The organism is Paenibacillus taichungensis, from assembly GCF_003287275.1.
In the GTDB taxonomy this organism is placed as follows: Bacteria; Bacillota; Bacilli; order Paenibacillales; family Paenibacillaceae; genus Paenibacillus; species Paenibacillus taichungensis_A.
In genome coordinates this window covers 285,597-302,943 of record NZ_QEVW01000003.1, presented here as the reverse complement: position 1 = coordinate 302,943, position 17,347 = coordinate 285,597, and the positions used below count along the sequence as shown (strand labels likewise).

The 17,347-nt window shown below is 46.4% G+C and carries 33 protein-coding genes; all 33 read right to left on the bottom strand.

Going from position 1 to position 17,347, the window contains the following annotated elements:
- Nucleotides 1–13: 13 nt before the first annotated feature.
- Nucleotides 14–238, bottom strand: coding sequence for a hypothetical protein (locus tag DC345_RS04980; RefSeq protein WP_113052149.1), 225 nt, complete (start codon nucleotides 236–238; stop codon nucleotides 14–16).
- A gap of 133 nt (nucleotides 239–371) precedes the next feature.
- Nucleotides 372–980: a Mom family adenine methylcarbamoylation protein gene (locus DC345_RS04975; protein WP_113052148.1), complete on the bottom strand. Its 609-nt coding sequence runs from the start codon at nucleotides 978–980 to the stop codon at nucleotides 372–374.
- The gene (locus DC345_RS04970; RefSeq protein ID WP_113052147.1) at nucleotides 973–1,488 is read right to left on the bottom strand and encodes a ParB N-terminal domain-containing protein; all 516 of its coding nucleotides are present in this window, start codon (nucleotides 1,486–1,488) and stop codon (nucleotides 973–975) included. Before DC345_RS04970 ends, DC345_RS04975 begins: the two co-directional genes overlap by 8 nt.
- A 42-nt stretch (nucleotides 1,489–1,530) precedes the next feature.
- Nucleotides 1,531–2,025 carry a hypothetical protein gene (locus tag DC345_RS04965; RefSeq protein WP_113052146.1) on the bottom strand — a complete coding sequence of 165 codons (495 nt, stop codon included), beginning with the start codon at nucleotides 2,023–2,025 and terminating at the stop codon, nucleotides 1,531–1,533.
- A 227-nt stretch (nucleotides 2,026–2,252) separates the two neighbouring features.
- On the bottom strand, nucleotides 2,253–2,627 hold the full coding sequence (locus DC345_RS04960) for a DUF6173 family protein (RefSeq protein ID WP_063564842.1): 375 nt from the start codon (nucleotides 2,625–2,627) through the stop codon (nucleotides 2,253–2,255).
- A gap of 18 nt (nucleotides 2,628–2,645) precedes the next feature.
- Complete coding sequence (locus tag DC345_RS04955) at nucleotides 2,646–2,903, bottom strand: hypothetical protein (protein ID WP_063564843.1); 258 nt, start codon at nucleotides 2,901–2,903, stop codon at nucleotides 2,646–2,648.
- A 494-nt stretch (nucleotides 2,904–3,397) separates the two neighbouring features.
- Complete coding sequence (locus DC345_RS04945; RefSeq protein ID WP_113052144.1) at nucleotides 3,398–3,658, bottom strand: hypothetical protein; 261 nt, start codon at nucleotides 3,656–3,658, stop codon at nucleotides 3,398–3,400.
- A gap of 207 nt (nucleotides 3,659–3,865) precedes the next feature.
- Nucleotides 3,866–4,342 carry an ArpU family phage packaging/lysis transcriptional regulator gene (locus tag DC345_RS04940; RefSeq protein WP_113052143.1) on the bottom strand — a complete coding sequence of 159 codons (477 nt, stop codon included), beginning with the start codon at nucleotides 4,340–4,342 and terminating at the stop codon, nucleotides 3,866–3,868.
- Between the two features lie 84 nt (nucleotides 4,343–4,426).
- Nucleotides 4,427–4,552 carry a hypothetical protein gene (locus tag DC345_RS32085; protein ID WP_258530559.1) on the bottom strand — a complete coding sequence of 42 codons (126 nt, stop codon included), beginning with the start codon at nucleotides 4,550–4,552 and terminating at the stop codon, nucleotides 4,427–4,429.
- Nucleotides 4,553–4,554: 2 nt separating this feature from the next.
- Entirely contained in the window at nucleotides 4,555–4,737 is a 183-nt protein-coding gene (locus DC345_RS04935) for a hypothetical protein (RefSeq protein WP_113052142.1), read from the bottom strand.
- Nucleotides 4,737–5,114 (bottom strand): LexA family protein, encoded by a 378-nt coding sequence (locus DC345_RS04930; protein WP_113052141.1) that lies wholly within the window; start codon nucleotides 5,112–5,114, stop codon nucleotides 4,737–4,739. The genes DC345_RS04935 and DC345_RS04930 overlap by 1 nt, the downstream gene beginning before the upstream one ends.
- Entirely contained in the window at nucleotides 5,111–5,521 is a 411-nt protein-coding gene (locus DC345_RS32080; RefSeq protein WP_258530558.1) for a hypothetical protein, read from the bottom strand. The genes DC345_RS04930 and DC345_RS32080 overlap by 4 nt, the downstream gene beginning before the upstream one ends.
- Entirely contained in the window at nucleotides 5,518–5,658 is a 141-nt protein-coding gene (locus tag DC345_RS31645) for a hypothetical protein (protein ID WP_181586486.1), read from the bottom strand. The genes DC345_RS32080 and DC345_RS31645 overlap by 4 nt, the downstream gene beginning before the upstream one ends.
- On the bottom strand, nucleotides 5,646–5,882 hold the full coding sequence (locus DC345_RS04920; protein ID WP_113052140.1) for a hypothetical protein: 237 nt from the start codon (nucleotides 5,880–5,882) through the stop codon (nucleotides 5,646–5,648). Before DC345_RS04920 ends, DC345_RS31645 begins: the two co-directional genes overlap by 13 nt.
- Before the next feature lie 87 nt (nucleotides 5,883–5,969).
- Complete coding sequence (locus DC345_RS04915; RefSeq protein WP_113052180.1) at nucleotides 5,970–6,779, bottom strand: DNA adenine methylase; 810 nt, start codon at nucleotides 6,777–6,779, stop codon at nucleotides 5,970–5,972.
- Between the two features lie 62 nt (nucleotides 6,780–6,841).
- Entirely contained in the window at nucleotides 6,842–7,126 is a 285-nt protein-coding gene (locus DC345_RS04910) for a DNA cytosine methyltransferase (RefSeq protein ID WP_181586485.1), read from the bottom strand.
- Nucleotides 7,127–7,334: 208 nt separating this feature from the next.
- Nucleotides 7,335–7,556 carry a hypothetical protein gene (locus DC345_RS04905; RefSeq protein WP_113052139.1) on the bottom strand — a complete coding sequence of 74 codons (222 nt, stop codon included), beginning with the start codon at nucleotides 7,554–7,556 and terminating at the stop codon, nucleotides 7,335–7,337.
- A 106-nt stretch (nucleotides 7,557–7,662) separates the two neighbouring features.
- Nucleotides 7,663–8,511: a hypothetical protein gene (locus tag DC345_RS04900; RefSeq protein WP_113052138.1), complete on the bottom strand. Its 849-nt coding sequence runs from the start codon at nucleotides 8,509–8,511 to the stop codon at nucleotides 7,663–7,665.
- 21 nt (nucleotides 8,512–8,532) lie between these two features.
- Nucleotides 8,533–8,952 carry a RusA family crossover junction endodeoxyribonuclease gene (locus DC345_RS04895; protein ID WP_113052137.1) on the bottom strand — a complete coding sequence of 140 codons (420 nt, stop codon included), beginning with the start codon at nucleotides 8,950–8,952 and terminating at the stop codon, nucleotides 8,533–8,535.
- Nucleotides 8,949–9,107, bottom strand: coding sequence for a hypothetical protein (locus DC345_RS31640; RefSeq protein WP_181586484.1), 159 nt, complete (start codon nucleotides 9,105–9,107; stop codon nucleotides 8,949–8,951). The genes DC345_RS04895 and DC345_RS31640 overlap by 4 nt, the downstream gene beginning before the upstream one ends.
- Nucleotides 9,095–9,229: a hypothetical protein gene (locus DC345_RS32075; RefSeq protein WP_258530557.1), complete on the bottom strand. Its 135-nt coding sequence runs from the start codon at nucleotides 9,227–9,229 to the stop codon at nucleotides 9,095–9,097. Before DC345_RS32075 ends, DC345_RS31640 begins: the two co-directional genes overlap by 13 nt.
- 53 nt (nucleotides 9,230–9,282) lie before the next feature.
- Nucleotides 9,283–9,477 (bottom strand): DUF6906 family protein, encoded by a 195-nt coding sequence (locus DC345_RS04885; RefSeq protein WP_074092991.1) that lies wholly within the window; start codon nucleotides 9,475–9,477, stop codon nucleotides 9,283–9,285.
- 13 nt (nucleotides 9,478–9,490) lie between these two features.
- Nucleotides 9,491–10,864, bottom strand: a complete 1,374-nt coding sequence (gene dnaB / locus DC345_RS04880) for a replicative DNA helicase (RefSeq protein WP_113052179.1) — start codon at nucleotides 10,862–10,864, stop codon at nucleotides 9,491–9,493.
- Nucleotides 10,865–10,877: 13 nt separating this feature from the next.
- The gene (locus DC345_RS04875; RefSeq protein ID WP_113052135.1) at nucleotides 10,878–11,216 is read right to left on the bottom strand and encodes a replicative helicase loader/inhibitor; all 339 of its coding nucleotides are present in this window, start codon (nucleotides 11,214–11,216) and stop codon (nucleotides 10,878–10,880) included.
- Nucleotides 11,209–12,231, bottom strand: coding sequence for a helix-turn-helix domain-containing protein (locus DC345_RS04870; protein ID WP_113052134.1), 1,023 nt, complete (start codon nucleotides 12,229–12,231; stop codon nucleotides 11,209–11,211). The genes DC345_RS04875 and DC345_RS04870 overlap by 8 nt, the downstream gene beginning before the upstream one ends.
- A 16-nt stretch (nucleotides 12,232–12,247) precedes the next feature.
- Nucleotides 12,248–12,535: a hypothetical protein gene (locus DC345_RS04865; protein ID WP_113052133.1), complete on the bottom strand. Its 288-nt coding sequence runs from the start codon at nucleotides 12,533–12,535 to the stop codon at nucleotides 12,248–12,250.
- On the bottom strand, nucleotides 12,532–12,726 hold the full coding sequence (locus DC345_RS04860; RefSeq protein WP_113052132.1) for a hypothetical protein: 195 nt from the start codon (nucleotides 12,724–12,726) through the stop codon (nucleotides 12,532–12,534). The genes DC345_RS04865 and DC345_RS04860 overlap by 4 nt, the downstream gene beginning before the upstream one ends.
- Nucleotides 12,727–12,728: 2 nt before the next feature.
- Nucleotides 12,729–12,917, bottom strand: coding sequence for a hypothetical protein (locus tag DC345_RS04855; RefSeq protein WP_113052131.1), 189 nt, complete (start codon nucleotides 12,915–12,917; stop codon nucleotides 12,729–12,731).
- 5 nt (nucleotides 12,918–12,922) lie between these two features.
- Nucleotides 12,923–13,630 carry an MBL fold metallo-hydrolase gene (locus DC345_RS04850; protein ID WP_113052130.1) on the bottom strand — a complete coding sequence of 236 codons (708 nt, stop codon included), beginning with the start codon at nucleotides 13,628–13,630 and terminating at the stop codon, nucleotides 12,923–12,925.
- On the bottom strand, nucleotides 13,630–14,727 hold the full coding sequence (locus DC345_RS04845) for a hypothetical protein (protein ID WP_181586483.1): 1,098 nt from the start codon (nucleotides 14,725–14,727) through the stop codon (nucleotides 13,630–13,632). The genes DC345_RS04850 and DC345_RS04845 overlap by 1 nt, the downstream gene beginning before the upstream one ends.
- Before the next feature lie 21 nt (nucleotides 14,728–14,748).
- Nucleotides 14,749–14,988, bottom strand: coding sequence for a hypothetical protein (locus tag DC345_RS31455; RefSeq protein ID WP_146752107.1), 240 nt, complete (start codon nucleotides 14,986–14,988; stop codon nucleotides 14,749–14,751).
- Nucleotides 14,989–17,067, bottom strand: coding sequence for an ATP-binding protein (locus DC345_RS04840; protein ID WP_113052129.1), 2,079 nt, complete (start codon nucleotides 17,065–17,067; stop codon nucleotides 14,989–14,991). It lies immediately after the preceding gene.
- Nucleotides 17,064–17,267 carry a hypothetical protein gene (locus DC345_RS04835; protein WP_062319452.1) on the bottom strand — a complete coding sequence of 68 codons (204 nt, stop codon included), beginning with the start codon at nucleotides 17,265–17,267 and terminating at the stop codon, nucleotides 17,064–17,066. The genes DC345_RS04840 and DC345_RS04835 overlap by 4 nt, the downstream gene beginning before the upstream one ends.
- Between the last annotated feature and the right edge of the window lie 80 nt (nucleotides 17,268–17,347).

The following is a 17,347-nucleotide window of genomic DNA, read 5'->3' as shown; positions in this document are numbered from 1 at the left end:
CATATGTTTGCATTCAGTTATCTGGAAGAAATGCCTCGTCCTGCTGAAGCTTGATATCCAATTCGATGAGACGTTCCAGATCCTGAACAGTCTGCATCTTTATATGTCCAGCCTGTAGGTCTTTAACCCACTGGGCAATCCCTGCCTTGACGATTTTACGGTACTGCTCTTTACTCTCAAGGATGCCCTCCATGATTTCAAGCTCGTGCTGCAACAAAATTTCATCTGGTGTTCTCATGTGTATCCCTCGGCTTTCCTGTAATATGGAATGCGAGATAGCGGATGTTGTCGATAAAGCCGCGCGCGGCGGGCCGCTATCTCAGCCGGGGGATACCCTGGGGGAATGGGGAGACGTTACCGCGTCTTCCCTTTTATTTTGGGTACGGTTTGTGCAAAGGTAGGATCTTACGCCGCATCTTCTTGTTTAACGGCATCAGGTACTTGTGCTTGCCATCTGTCCGATACAGTTCGGCATTGGCATCCAGGTTGTTCCTGATCCAATCGATGCGTTGACTGCCGGTACCGTACTTGCTGTGAATCGATTTGGGATGTGTCTTCTTCCCTTTAATAATGAAATAATGTTCCCCGTCCGTCTTCCCCTCATAGATCCAGTTCGTCGCCTGATAGATCCCACCGTGATGCTTTTGCTCAACATCAGCATAACTGACGATCAACTCCACTTTGGGGGATTGCTCCTTCAAGAACCGGATCGCTTTGGCAAGGATCTCCGATACAAATGATTGATGCTTGGTTAAGGCAACCCGCGTCAGCTCACAGCATTCACGCTGCGTCAGGCCATATGGAGAACCGATATTCTGAGTCGCCCCACGGCTGAATATAACAACACCGATAAACTTGCCATTCTCCCATGCTCCCACCTTCACCGACTTCCCTGCTGGCAAGCTGCGGCTATAGTGGAAATTCTCACAGGAAAACTTCGCTGCTTCATGTGTCGCCCAATCCACCTTTAAATCAATCATGTTCGAATTCCTCCCCGCAATGCGGGCAAGTCACCAGTTTTGAACTCAATACCCCCAAATCGCCTTGGTCTTCTGCGGTACCCGCTTCGAAATTCGGGATCTCAATTTCACCAAGCATCTTTTTAAGGTCCACATCGTCGAACCCGGACAAGGATATGTCCACGCCTTCCTGTTGCAGCTCAACAAGCAACTGCGATAGGGCATCCTCATCCCAATCACCTGATACTTTGTTCAAAGCGATATTCAGGAGCCGTTCTTGCTGATCGTCGAGATCCACGACAGACACCTTTAGCTCAGTGTGGCCAAGCTCGTTGACCATGATCTTATACCTTTGATGACCGCCGACCATGTTTCCGGTCCGTTCGTTCCAGACGATTGGTTCAACATAACCGAATTCCTCTATGCTGCGGCGAAGCTTCTCGTATTCAACATCCCCAGGCTGAAGGTCAACACGGGGGTTATAGGCTGCTGCATTAATCTGATCGATTGGCACGATTCTGATGTTCATGTTCTCTACCTCCAATATTTTTGAACAAAAAAACACCCAAGCTTATAACTTGGATGCTCTGATTCTGATATTTTTAGGTAATCCAGTTTTATATTCTTCTTTGTCATAGTCCATGCCTAGTTGCTTTTTCAACTCATTATAATCTTTTACAGCTACTTTAACGAAGCGTTCTACAACCTCGTCAGGGGTTTTTACTATGGATGAAACATACTTGCCCCAGGCATCCAGTAACTCAGTAGAAGCATAAGCAGATTTATCAAACATTAGCTTATCAGTGAATTCTTTGGTTAGAAATTCATGGTCTTTGATACTCCCAAGTACAACCGGACTCTTTGAAGTAACATTAAATGTTTCGAAAAGATATGCCCGGGAAATAATCAATGCATACAAAGGACTATATAAGTTATGTAACCTATCGAACTTCCTCCTTTTCTTTTCTTTGTATGGTTCAATAAAGAAATGTAGAATTAAAAATGTTGTTACTGCTATTAAAGCTGAGACACCTGCAGACAATAGTGGTATAGGAATTGAATTCATTTTTCACCTCACTTGCATATCAATTTCGACATAAATTTGCCCGTTCCTTCTGCCCTAATTAAGTTGAGTTGGTTTCAATATCTCGGCGACCATCATATCCGTGCATACGCTCACTCAGACGCTGTTCTCCGCTCTTTTATGGACTGATCCCTGCAAACCGGACGTTCTCATCTTAAGAAGCTCAGAACGGCTCATATTCTGTCATATAAGAGCAAAAAAAACACCCGTTAAGGTGTTGTGGTATTAAATCCAATCTGTCTCTTTGGTTCTTCCGGTTCTTTTCTCTGCATTGCCGTAAGCAAGAAACTGATTTGGGTAACGTGCTGTACTAGATGTACAGGGTCACCATTATCTAAGATGCCACTGAACATAATCAAGCTAGGGTTTTCATAGCTTACATCTGTGATATGGAAAGTAAGTGCTTGACCATAAGAAACTAACCTTACCCCTACTTCTTTTGAATCGTCCAAACTCTGATCAAAGTTATTGATCATTCTAACGATTTTCTTGTAAAACTCACTCGCGGTATTTTCTGCTGGCGTGTTGACAGGTTTCACCACTTCAAAACTTGGTAAATCAAAGTGCGGTACTTTAAAATCCATTTTTTAACCTCCTCAATCTTAAATTTTTCCTGCCTCTTTAAGTTCGACGTATTCTCGACCAGCTTTAGTAAGTTTTGCACCATTAGCGAAGACGATTAGAATCTTGTTGGTCGATCCACCCCTGGAAAAAGATATGCTTTCAGCAAGTTTATCATCGTGAATCTGTTCCATCCATTCATGGAATGATTCCTTATCTGCTCCGATATCTTCTTTCTTCGGCTCTTTGCCTGATTGAATAACCTTTAGAATTTCATAAACTACATCTCGATCTGACATCTGGTAACATCCCTTCTTATGTTGTTTAGGGATATTTTACCTCTTTTGGACAAACTGGTCTACTACAGAACTGCTTAACACCATCCCACCTACCCCATACACAACCTTTGCATTTCTCCGGCTGCTTGTTGGGACGAATGCGTATCTTCTTCCGTCTTCTGCTGATCACTTCAATTCCTCCAATAAAAAAAGCCGATCCAGTGAAGGAACGACTTTGGCTATGATATGTACGATAATGGCTAATCGAATTACGTTTCTTGGCTATACAATGACGATTTTGGCGAATTGTGTGACGCTTTTAAAAGATTGGCGTCCGTACCGTCCGCAGCAAAAACGCTTTGCTCTTTGCTTTAAATGCATACGTACTGTGTAACTATAGAGGTAGAACAAGACCATTTTACTGATGAAGCCAAAGCAAGGTCAATTTTAAAATCCTAGCTCAATGCATTAAATCTTAACGCTTCCTTCCCTATCCTCAGGTTTACTCGTTAATTTCAGTTAGAAGGAAAAACAAATAGCTGAGCAAATGCCAATAATCCAAATCCGATAATCAAAAGTTTAAATCCAAGTTGGGAGGACTGCTGACGATCCTTGTATTTTTCGAACATTTCATTTGCTTCTTCTCGGGAGTGATGAAAAGAGTAATTACTTTCAAAACCAATTGTGTCTCTCGGTGCTCCCCTGTAAGCATACCATGAGCCTATCCCGGAAATCACTATTCCAACCATATTAATTATCCAACTCACTAATGTCATGTGACCATCTCCTTTGTTTTAAATATATCTCAAACCGGAAGAAGGTCAAATAGAAAAAGCGAGAAGAGGAACGCCCCAGTCATATGCCGCGTTTTGCAGCTGTGCGTTTCATTCTCGCCCGATTTCCACAATACAAATATATCACGTCTAAAGTCCAACGAAGGGCAACAAAGCGGCAAGAATCCGGCAAAAAACCGGAACCCCTTTTTACACGACTGAACTGGCCGCTTCACGGTAGACAGTCAAACGCATTATTGTTGCCAATGTATCCAGCCCTGCTTGTTTGATTTCCCTTAAACGTCTATCACTCATATGCATTTCACCAGCAATGATGTAATCAAACTCACCTTCATGGTCCAAGTAACTCCGTTGGATGACCTCCTGCTGGATGCTGGACAGTTTACTCATTGCAAATTCAAGTCTTTCATCCATGTTGATTAGCTGAGCTTCTCTGTCCACGTTATAAACAGCAATTGTCTCTGTCTGCTTGCTGATTGCATTGGTGGACTGATGTTCTCTATATACATACGCCTGCGTAACTGCTGCCTCGCGCCTTTGGAAACCAATCTGCCGGTACTGACGAACCGTTTCCAAATATTCCTCCACAGCGCGGCGGGTAGCTTTCTCGTCAATCGGCAGGATGTTAAAAGTCAGTTGTAAGTTGTTTTTTCGGCGTTTCCCCATTATGATCCCCTCACCCGTGGTATAATTTGGTGAGGTTAATTCGATGTGTCCCCCGCCGTGCCGCCAAGCTTGCGGGGGATATTGTTATTCCGGAATAACTTCACTGCAAAATTCTTCCCATTCGGCTTCGCAATCCTCTGCGCTCCATCCACTTACCAAATCTTGCGGATATCCACATTCCAACAATAATGCTCTATGATCTCTATCCAAACCTACCATTCACCTCCACGCTTATGATATTTGCGATGGCTGCCGTAACGTTGTTGTGGAGCCGTAACTGCCTTCTGCAGCTTGTCCGGCCGTTCTGGTGGATGCTCAGCCCCGATGGCCTTCAGATGGTTTGCTATCTGCTCCGGTGTCCATACCGTTTTATCAACTTTGCGATAATCGACCATCAGCATATCCTCCCTGTTTGAATACCGTCTTGCAGATCAGTGAGCAGTGCATACACAGCTGCGTCCTTGGCATGCTGGTTACTCTGCTGCGCGATCCATTCCATAACGCCTGCCTGACTCACCATTGCAATCCTTCTACCCGATTTATCTGTCAAAGAAAGAGTGCGCACGCCACCTGCCTTATGGTTGAGATATCCTTTTCGAATCAGCATATCGACATGGCTGAAAGCTGACGAAGGAGATTCGAACATAAACGCATCGGCAATCTCACGGATACTCGGCCCATAACCTTTTGAATCAATAAAATCGGCTATGAAGTCATATACTTCCTGCTGCCGACGGCTGAGAGGCTTGTCCGCTATGGATTTCGTTGTCATCGCGTGTTCTCACCTTTCCTTTCGGCCAGAAGAACATCCACTCTCACCTTAAAATCTTCTGCCGTCGCATCTTGGTAGTTCGCCGTATCTTCAACATCCTTTAATAAATGTCCACAAGTAATGTCATTGAAAAGGTCGTACCCCTCAAGACCATCTCGTCTGTAAATTTTTATCCGATGCTTGTATTTATAAATCTCTTTTATACCTTGTGCATGCCACATTTCTAAAAGCGAGAGTTCTAAGCTCTTATTCGATGCATCTTCAAGTTCATTACGAAGGTGAACATTCTCCTTCAACAAATAACGGACATCTTTGATCAATGTTTCTGAATGTGTCCATCCGCGTTCAGCGGCGCTGCTTAATTCCGCTACCTCTGTGCGTTCTCTGATTTCTTCATACACGTTCATGCCTGATCATCCTCTCTCTTATCATTCAACTTCCATTCATACAGCTTCCCGAATCGATCCAGATCCGGGCTCCATCTATCAGCGACAACATCCTTTAATCGTTCGTAAATATCGCGGTAATCAATCAACGTACCCATATGAATCCCCGGTACCGATCTTCGATCAGATATGACCTACCTAGTGGCATGAAATTACTCGGTTCTACTCGCAGAATGCCGTAACCCGTCTGGACTGATCCTTGCTGTACCAATTCCGTACCTGCAGCACACACCATTTTAATTTGATCAATGCGGCAACCTCTTCCGATCAACGGAGCAAGCTTTTGTTCGATCAACTGAATAACCTTTGGTGAGATGGCCATGTCATCAGCTCCCCTTTTTATCGCTGCCATTGATGCGACAGATAAGGCCCTGTCAATATAGTGATGGCCCACTGTATCTAACAGAAATTAAAACAATTGCATCTGTCCGACTTGTCCGGCTGCGACGGGATTAATCCAAAGAACTTCTGTCCGAATCCTGCCAGCTTCGGCCCTCACTTGTTTGGTCTCTCGTTGCCAGTGTTTCAGTCGATTATCATACATGGGATGAGCATAACCACTTAACAGAACTGGGCCGGGATGATTGTCCAGGATCTCGAGCAGATTGCAATGATCTTGATTTGTCATTTCATGTGCATATATCCGATTGCTCCTTGTTTCCAAAACGTAAGGAGGATCAGCATAAATAAGTACATCGTTCCTGTTATATCTCTCAATCAGGCGAAATGCATCTTGGTTCTCTATCTGAACATCCTGAAGCCTGTCTGTAGCCTGAAGAATCCGTCCGGGAAGGTCACGCCATTGACCAGTAGCAAGTTTATGCGGGCTTTTATCCGCTTGAACGTTACTGCGCCAGCCCGTCCGATCACTAGACTTCGCTCCTATAGCTTGCCATGTTCGTAAGAGGAAACGTCGTGCCTTTTCAAGCGGATCATCAGCAGTTTGATAGGACAAATAGTATTCGGACCTCGAGTACGGAGTCCAATACACCACCCTGGCCAGTTCCTCCGGACGTTTGCGGATTATCTCGAACAAGTTGGTCACCTCATCACTCCTGTCGTTGATCGTCTCAATGAATGACCGCTGCTTGTTGAAGAATACCGCCCCAGAGCCAAAGAACGGTTCCAAATAAGTTTGATGCGGCGGCATGTGACTGATGATCCAATCGGCCATGCTCCACTTGCTGCCTGGGTAATGCAAGATACGTTGGACTTTCAAATGATCACCTTCTTCTATAATCAAGGCGGATGCCCTCTTGCAATCGGTACAAGTGGCCCACCTTAATGAATAATTGCTGGAAGCTCATCTGTAACTGGAGCCACCCATACCGGGTCCCAACTCAATGCAAATGATATGCCTGCCTCAGCTTCTGCAGCTGCCAACAGGAGAACGTTGCCCATTTCTTCTTGAGCATCAGTCGGTACCGCGTTTCCGATGTACTCCCTTGCTTTGGCATCGCTACATCCTTCAAGTTGGAATGGTCGTCCGTCCGGAAGGAATTGCGGGAAGCTCTGAATCATGGCTAACTCAAACGTAGTGAGCGGTCGATGACGCGTTCCGTCCAAAGAGATGATCGTTCAGACTCCTTGCTCGTTATCTTTCGGAATACGCGGATTAGCGACTGCCACAGCAGCAGCATGTACGTCCGCGCTACCAATGACCGTTTTAGAAGGCTGATCCCAGTCCAGAACACCCATTGTATCGGCGCGGGGTGAACTATTTTATATTCAACGTTGTTCAATAATGCATTCATGTTGCTGCCCCTTCCTTGTTTCAGTCATCCTTTGGCTTATCAGCGGATTTCCATTCTTCACATGCAACGATGCTTATCGACTTGTCCGTTGATTCCAAAGTGTATTTACGTTGACGCTTTCCTTCGTTCGTCTTATGGAATGGATTTATGTGAAACGTTAACGTCTCCTGTTTGTTCAAAAACTGTGCGACCGTATTCCAAGCCTGTTGCACTTCGGATGGAATCTCGACTTTTCCGTTCATCGATATCACCTTTCATAGTCAATTTAAGATCATACGTTCTGTTTCACGGGTGTAAGTGGTCACCCCGGCCAACGTTCAACCGGGGCTGATACTATGTGAATGATGCTTAGACTGCTACGCCATCCTGCATCATTTTAGTGACGCGTTTTTTGTACACGTTTAACTTAGAACTGATTTGTGAACTTGGGACTTTCATTTCCCGAGAGATTTCCAGCCACGTCTTTCCTTCGTTTTTCATTTGCAATAGTGCAGGGAAATCGGCAGGTGAGTCAGCCAGCTTTATATCTTCAAAAATTGGACGTTGAGCAAGAATAAACTGTTCAAGTTCTTCCTTACTGATTTCAGCAGCATTTTCTTTTTCGGCATCCGTTTGACCATTCTCATTTTGATCTGCTGACGGCTGCTGGCCACCTTCTCCACCTTCAGAAGTAAAGTCCATTTCCTTCGATTTGGACTGATCATCTCCACCTTCCTTCATCCAGGCAGGGATGTCATCGTTATCACCGTATGGATCATTTGGATCCGTACCCGGATCTTCACCATCTGTTGGCGGAACAGTTGGTTGTTCATTCTCCGATTTTTGGCCTTCTCCAGTCGACTCCTCCGGCTGAATTGGTTCTCCATCTGGACCAAACATCTGAGCTTGGTTATCGTCCTGCTCGGGTTCAGAACCCGGCTTCTCGATTTGTGTTACTACACCTGACGCATCTGTCGTTACACGACGACCACCGTCCCAAGTGTTGTACATAGGGTCCCGATCCTCGTCATCAAAATCAAATGCGCCTTGTGGATCTCCGAGGTATACCATTACTTCTTTTTCTTGCATCTTAGCTAAAGAAGACAATTTCGATTCAACTGCAGTAAGTGGAATGAGCAACTTAATTGTGACTTCCTTCGTTCCTACGCTGATACCCTTTGCTACCTCTGCTGTAAACTTCACCATTTCATTTGTCATGATCGTTCATCTCCTCAAATTTTATAATTGTGATAATTCCTTGATCTTCACTTCAATGCGTGGCCGGGCGCTGTATCGCTTCCGGGCAAAGACTTCGACAACCTGGCTGTCGTCCTTCCAAATCACACCTTTAAGAGCATCCTTGACACCCTTCAGGTAATTGTCCACATCTGGTTTCGTTATAGGGACGATGTGTCCAGCTTCGGCTTGAGCTGATTTCTTTTGGCTGAAGGATTTTGGCGTGGATCGGTACACCGTCAACACCATTCCAAGTGGCCCTTCCAACAATGCAGCAGGTGCATGTTCAGCAGCTGCCAAACGAACATAATCTTTGTAATCCTTTGAATTCTTCGGATCATACGCACGTGTGAATCCACCATGAGAAGAAAATTTTGGTCGCCCCTGTGCAACCGGATTCCCATATACCGTAAATGAAATCATTTGGCTGTCCGTCCTTTCGCATTAACCTTCCTGCGCTGTCGTGCCGGCAGCATATCCCGCCGAATAACAAACACCTCGGCCAACTTACGGCCATCGTCACCGCGCACGGCGTAACTCAAATGTGTCTGGTGGTGTGGATCAATCAGCTTTCGCATGTTGCACCACCAGTTCCGACAATTGCATCAAACTCAGCGATCCCTTCGTGGAGCTCAGTTTGATCAATCCCCGCGAATTCTGCCTGCAGCTCGTCTTCATCAGGAACTTGTCCCGTGTTCATGAATCGATGTCTCATGTACTCTGACACGGACCATCTGGTATAAGGACTGCCCATCAAGTACGCACCTTGTACGGCCGCAACATGCCATCGATCTTGTCCAGCAACCAGCGTTTCCCCGAATGTTTGTTCAGAAGTACAACACCTTCAGACGTTTCCCTTTCAGACAACCAGTTTTCCAACGTTACGCCTGGTCTGGCCTTGAGCAGATCGATCTTTTGTTTCTTAGTAAGACGTTTACCTTGCTTCATGTTCGTTCCCTCCTTATGCCCATTGGCGTTGTTCGATATTTTTAGGCGCCTGCTGTGGAGGCGTTGGCCCGAATGAATCGTTATGAGTCCGCTCGTAGTTAACAAATTTATTGAATTGCTTCAGGAACACCAGCTCCACCGTCCCGACAGGACCATTACGCTGCTTCCCTATGATGATTTCGATGATGTTCTTCTTCTCCGATTCCTGGTTGTAGTAGTCGTCCCGGTACAAGAACGATACGATGTCGGCATCTTGCTCAATCGAACCAGATTCACGAAGATCACTCATCATTGGCCGTTTGTCCTGGCGTTGTTCGACTGCACGGCTGAGTTGGGATAATGCAATCACTGGCACGTCCAGTTCGCGGGCCAACTGCTTTAATGTCCGGGATATCTCAGATACTTCCTGCTGCCTGTTCTCCGCTCCCTTTCCACTTCGTCCAGCAATCAGCTGCAGGTAATCAATAACGATCATCCCCAAGCCTTCCTGCTTTTTCAGGCGACGACACTTCGCGCGGATCTCGTGAACGGTAATCCCTGGTGAATCGTCAATTCGGATATTCGTAGCACCCAAGATTCCTACTGCTTGAGCAAATTTCGTCCAGTCCTCCGAAGCAAAATCACCCATCCGCATGTTACTAGCGTCAATGTTGCCCTCGGCGCATACCATCCGCTGTACAAGTTGCGCTGCTGACATTTCCAAGCTGAATATGGCTACAGGATCGGTGTTTCGAATGGCCACATTTTGAGCAACGTTTAAGGCAAAGGCAGTCTTACCAACCGATGGACGCGCTGCGACGATGATCAAATCGCTTTTTTGCAACCCTGCGGTAATACTGTCCAAATCTCTAAACCCGGTCTGAATGCCCGTTACCGTACCATTCTTGAAATTGTCTGAACGTATCTCTGCGGATTCTACAACCTCGATCAAAACATCATCGATGCGTTTAAAATCTCGTTTTGGCGCTGCCCTGTCTGCGATCTTGATTTGAGCTTGTTGGACACTGGACATCAATTGCGACATTTCCGTTCCAGCAGCTGCCTGCTGAATCAATAGCATATTCGTCCGGATCAGCTCTCTTCGGATGGCCATGTCCTGCAACTGTTCGAAGTAATATCCAGCATTCGCGGTTGTCGGTACTCCCATCGCCAGTTTGGACAAATAACTTACCCCGCCGATGTCTTCCAATTCGCTCTTTTCTTTCAAGCTGCTTGTCACAGTCACCAAGTCAATCGGCTGTTGGCCTTCCGCTAAGTCTGAAATCGTTCTGTATATCAGGCTGTGTGCCTTGTTGTAAAATGCATCAATCGTAAGTGACTCAGCGTGTTCCAGTGATTCATCTGGTTTGAGTAACAATGCGCCCAGGGCTGCCTGTTCAAACTCCATGCTGTAGGGCAGGTTATTTTCGATGTCGAAGCCGTTCAATCAAACCATCCTTCCATCCCGGCGGCGGCGGGCAAGCATTAAGAGCCGCTGCTTCTCTCTCCGCAAAATAAGTTTCTGTCAGTGCACGCATCCGATCACGTTCAATTTGTTCACCCATCTGTCCGCGGATTTCGGCTATGTTTGGCGGCCATTTGCCCGTTCGTACATGTTCCTGTAAGTTCTGTTGAGCTACCTCAAACGGAAAATCGTGAAGATATTTCATGTGGCGATCCACATTCTCTTCGCTCACGTCAAAACTCGGGTAATTCTCCTTGATCTCGATCAGCAAATCAAAGATTTCTGCTCTATCCACGCTTTCGTTCCTCCTCCGCTCGTCGCCTTAAATCTGCAAGTTCTTGCTGTTGACGACTCAGTCTGCGCGGCTGAGTAGCCGCTGGCGGTTCTGACTTGGGAACAACATAAGGTCTAACAGGCTGTTGTCCCCCTGCTTGATGAAGTTTCCAAGCTTCCTCGATTCCTTCGACGTAATATAAAAAACTCTTAGGAAGCTTGAATGTGTTTCCCTCACGTTGACGTTTTGCCTGAAGCAGGCTTGCCATAGTTTGGATGGTAAAAGGGTTAGGCGTACCTCCGGCGACCATCTTACCCATGGCTAAACGTTCTTTTTGAGAAACGTTGATATCTAATTTGTTATGCATCTGACAATAAGCATTCAATATTTCAATCATTCCACCGCTTTCGTCATCGGGAGGTATTGGATTGAGAATGTCATCCCACGATTGCGAAGTATTAGCAGTAGTAACAGTAGTAGTAGTAATATCTTTTAGATCGGACAGTTTTGTCCGATCACTACCCAAATTGGCTGTGTGATCGGACATTTCTGTCTGATCACTTGGTGACTGATCGGACAATATTGTCTGATCACTTGGTGACTGATCGGACAATATTGTCTTATCACTATGATTGTGATCGGACATATTTGTCTTATCACTGACTTCATGATCGGACAGTTTTGTCCGTTTACTTTCGACTGATCGGACATTTCTGTCTGATCTCTTTTTGGAATTTCGAACCTTCAGGATCAGTCCTCTTGGTGCCCTGGTGACATCAATGTAATGATGTTGTTCAAGTGCATCCATCCATCTGCTGACGGTCTTATCATTAACTCCGAAGTATCCAGCAATCTCAGACAGCTTCATTGGCTTGCCGCCGAGGACAACGCCCCAGACAGTTTCCTCCTCCTCAATCTCCTTCGTAGTTGAACTGATGCACCAGAGGAAAAGCCATATCGCGTTGCCTATGTTCTTGTAGTGGTCTGGCTCCAAGATGCCGGAGTAAATCGGAAACGGGTAACTGCCATCGGGCATGTTGCTCATCCCCTTTTTAATGCTGTGAACTATTTACTGCGTAAACAGCGACGTTCAACTCAGTGTCATTGCCCGTTATTTCTTGAATCACGGTTTGAATTCCACGACCGAAATGAGTAACTAAATCATTAATGGCTTCCGGCATTTGAACCGGTTCTGATGACACTGCAGCCTGGGCCCCTAATGAGAAAGCGACATCCCTTAAATGGGACCGGATAGCTTCTGGCCCATCCATTGCGGCATCTTCAAACATTTGCTGCAACTGGTTGAACACTACTTTTCTGTTCTGTTTTGTGTTGTTCACTTCGATTGCTCCTTCCCTAATCCAATTCGGACTTGCTCTTGCACCTTTTCCCATCCGTCAGCATAAACGTCTTTTGGATCATCCCCGTCATGCAACTCAATAACGATGGTTGCCTCCACCTTCAGGCTTTGGAAATTTCCAAGGTTTTTGGTATATGAAGCACCGACAGATATTTGTTTTACCTTAGGCATCTTTAATGCCCCTTTCTGTGTTGTAAAAATGCGTGGGGGTACTTGACCCGCTTGACCTCCCAATCCGGGTACCCGCGTTCAAAGTACGCAAGTGTTTCCCGTTGAAAGGCTGCCTTGTCAGTATCGAACAACTTCCAAATCCGATCCCCCATCATGCTCTTCAGGAGCGGCTTGCCTGACAGATCGTTCATATCGATCACCTACCCGCTACATATACCTGTTTGCCTGTGAGCGCCATAATCTCACGTTTGAATAATGCTTCGTCGCTGTTGTTGTCCGATAAGTGCAAAAGGTGAATCTCCTGCACCCGCCGCATGTCGTTCGCTCTGATGAATTCTTTGACGTTCTCGAGCGAGAAGTGCGACCGGAGTAATCTATGTTTCATGACCGCCGGCACACGGCCAGCGGCAATATTTTGATTAAGGATCTGAATGGAATAATTGCACTCGATCATGATGTGAGTGAGTCCAGTAAATCGATGCTTGATGTAATAGGTATCAGTTGCGAACAGGAGCTTGTCCCCCGCTGTATTAGCGAGAAGGAAGCCCAAAGGCTCCGCGGCATCATGTTGTACGTCAAACGGTAGAATCGACCATGTACCAATCGTGAACGGCTCAAGGGCAGATATGCGATGTACACGGTGACTGTCTATCCGTAAAGCATCAGCAGTGCCGGAACTGGTGTATATGTCCACTCCTGCCTTGATCAGATCCTTGATAGCGATACTATGGTCGCCATGATCATGACTTACAAGGCATCCGGCCAGCTCCGACACACGGAAGGCAAGACCGCGCTGAATGTCCTTATACCGAAGCCCTGCGTCCAGCAGGAGCGGGGTGTTCCCGTCCGTAATCCGGTAGGCGTTACCCGCGCTGCTTGAGCCAAGGGAAGTAATCTCTATCATCAGAATCCAGGTCCGGTTCCACCGGAAGTATCTTCATCACCAAAAGTCATTTCACGTTGTTCATCGTTTTGATCAGAATCATGTTCTTCGTGTGAATTGTCATTCTCTTCACTTGGTTGACCTGGCGGTGGTGAAATATCAATTGGTTCTGTGTTGGCATGTTCAGCGATTTCGCGTTGAACTTCACTGTACGATTCGTCCGTTGCTTCGGTGTATGACATTTCAACCAGTGCATTACCAAAGTCTTTCGGGATCTTCTTCACAACATTGTTCCGCATCTTACGAATGATCATAGACTCACGGCTCTGTGGTTCAGTCCACGCAGGACTGATATATTGTTGTAGATCAGGATCGTCCAACGCTGCCATCCCTGCAGCTTTCGCTTTGTTAAGGATTTCGGATTTCTTTACAGCTATCTGTTTACGTTGGTCGGCAGTTGCCTTGTATCGATCAGCGCAAATGCCGAATGTTTCATTCATCATGTTATTGTTCATATGTGCAATAAGATTACGGACAACATCTTCTCTTTCAGCTATATGAAACTCGATAGTTCCGTCTTTCTTCATGATGGGATATACAACTCTCACCACGTCCCCTTTGCCCTTGGGCTGCCAAGTGGGTGGAACGACATCAAAGCCTGTGTATTGTGGATATGTGAATTCGTCACCTTCCCGGACAAGCCAGAACTGACCAACCTTCTTCACATCGCGTCCGTAACGAGCCAGGATAGCGTCGTTGCCATCACCCTCGATTCCCATCTCAACTTGCTTCTTCCATGTGGTTACATCCTTGCCATCAACCTTCTTTTTGACGGAGACGTTCCGAGTTTGGAAGTAAACCTCCCGTGGGCTTGCCGCGGCATTGAGTTTTAGGGAAGCCACCTGCAGCAAGATTTGCGTAATGTTGCTCTTGTCCAGATCACTGTCATTCCAGCTGATTCCTTTAGAATCCAAGGAATTGTTAATCGCTGAAATGGCATTTAGTACACATGATTTTGCGTATTCGTCCATCTTCACGCCATTCCCGATGAGTTGACGCTCGATCATCGGGAAATAGTTGTCATTTACTTTTGAAAGTGTCGTTGAAAAGTCGCTCAATTAAATCGCCTCCTGAATGTATTAATCGCAGTATGATCTATGGCAATGAGGGCATCCGGTAACTAATTCTGTTCCTGCCTTATCTACAGAAATGCCAGCTGATTCCCTTTCCTCCATTTTCCCTCTCCATACGGAGCGACCAGAGGAATAAATATTTTGATTGCAATTCCAGCAACGTCCAGATTGCGGTGCGAAGTGTGGAGCCTTTTTGTCTTCACAGTATTTTTTCTGTGCCTCAATACTTTTTGGAATGTCATACATTTAGATCGCCTCCTGGATGTCGTTGTGCTCCAAACGGAGCTTCTTGTTTCTATCTCTCCAAGCAGCTTCAGCAGCTTCATAACTGCCATGTAGCTTAGCCAGTTCTTTTTGTGTCTCTTTTGGCAAACTGCGGAACGTTGGTGGAACAACCAAACGAATCATTTGGGCGTCTGTATCGATCAATTGCGTTACCGCCTCAGCGTTATCCACGAAGATCGGCGCCGAGAATCCGTAATGCTGTCCCAACGTGTTGATGATATCCAAGCCCACATTGATGCGGGCCGCATTGTTCAGACCGCCTTCATACGGAACTCCGTTGTACAGTGTCTTACAAACGTCCTTCAGACCACCGTTGATCTGTTCTTCGAACAATCGGAATCGTGCATATTTGAATTTGCTGTTGATCTTGGATTCAAGCATGCTGACTTTCGTCCGGGTAAATTCTTCCGTAAGGAACAGCTCGTGTTCCAGCTTTTCAAACTCCGCTGCAAGCTTCCGCTCTTCCTCGCTCAACTCAGTGATCCGCTTTTCAGTAGCCGCTACTGTTGCCAGCTTCGCTTTGTCCACTTCCAGGTCGTCAACCTGACCGCGAAGGATTTGGATCTCGGCTTGTACTCTGCCCATAGCATCAGCAGCGGAAGCACGCAGCTGCTCGATCTCAGAACGGATTTGATCTCCATCTCGTTGTATGGATTGATACTTGGTATTGTCAGCAGGATCAGCAATGTTGGTTTGCAGGCTTTGCAGAATCGTTTCTGCTGCCATGACTTCTGCCGCCTTCGATGCAATTTCCTCCTGCAGAGTGGTTAACTCGCCTTCAAGTGTTTTCAATGCCTTTTCCAGTTCATTTTTCTCTGCTGCAGCAAGCTTACCGTCAGCGCTTATTGCTTCAAGACGTTTGGACTTGTCCAGATTAAATGCTTCCAATGCTTTGTCCTTAGCAGACTGCACTTGATCATCCGGGAGTGCTTGTCCGCATGTAGGGCAGTTGGCATCATGTTCGTGTTCGTGTACCGGATACTGGAGACTATCAAGGGAAGTCCATTCTGCCCGCAGCCTTGTAACCTGGCTATCAGCACGAGTGATTTGTCCTTTAAAGCGCTCTGCCTCGCGTTGTCCCGCGTTTAACCGTGACTGCAATTCAGAAGCTTCGCCTTTAAGTTGCGCGATCCATTCGCGCTGACCAGCAACTGCCTGCAAGCCATCTGCCTGGATCACTTGCTTGATTTCGGCCAACTCCGCATTGATTTCACGCAAGCGGATCTCCTTTGCCGACAACTCACCACCGGATTGAATCCGTTGAAGTTCCGCTGTCTTGGCATCCACCCTGCCGCGCATCGTTTCGATGTCCTCCTGAAGCAGCTCAGCGTCCAGGTCGGACACTTCTGGCATACTCCGACGAGCTTCATCGATGCGAACCGGAATCTTATCCAGCTCTTTGTTAATCTCAGTCCGACGGGCTGCAATCACCTTGCGGTGATCCTCAAGACTACGATCTCCCAGGATGTTGGCCAGCGGTGCCAATTGCTTATTGCCTGCAATGATCTCGGTATCCGTCATTTCACCGCAAACTTCCAAGAGAACTTTGCGACGTGCATCCGGTTTAAGAATCTCGTTGAAGTAAGCAGGATTGGTCAGCAACTTGAAGATATCTTCACTGATCAGTGCATCAATCTCAGCTTTGTACTGACCTTGTTTAACTGGAACACCATCCACGTAATAATCTGTTGTATGACCCCCAAATTCAGCCGCTGCTTGCCCCCGTTTACGTGTCCACTTCTCAGCGAACACCTTTTTGAAAGAACGGCGACGACGATCAACCATCAGGATAGCTTCGACTTCATGTTGCAAGCCGTGTTCAACAACTTTCCCGTTCTCATCCAGGCCTTTGATTTCGAAGTCAGTCCGGTTCTGACTGTCTTTTCCGAACAGCGTCCATACGAATCCATCAAACAAAGTTGTCTTGCATGTGGCGTTATCCCCGTAAACGGAAATACTGCGACCGTCAGCTTCCAATACAAAATCCCGTAACCCTTTAAAATTGCGAAGGATCAGGGAGGTCAAAGTAATTTGTCTCATGCGCTCTTCTCCTTTGATTTGAAGTGCTGGCTGATTGCATCCGCTACAGCCGCAAGTTGATCGTCATCGGCCATCAGTTCAACGGAACCAAATGTACCCGAGACGGAAAGTATTGCAGGCGTGTAGTGCATCGCTGGTTTAACAGCAGCGTCAATGGTTTGAGCGGATAAGTCGACAGTAATAGCAGTCGTTTTACTCATAACGTCCTCCTTGTTTGGAACGGTCACCCATGGTAAGATGACCGTGTATCCATATTTAGTTGTGAAAGATCAGGATGACC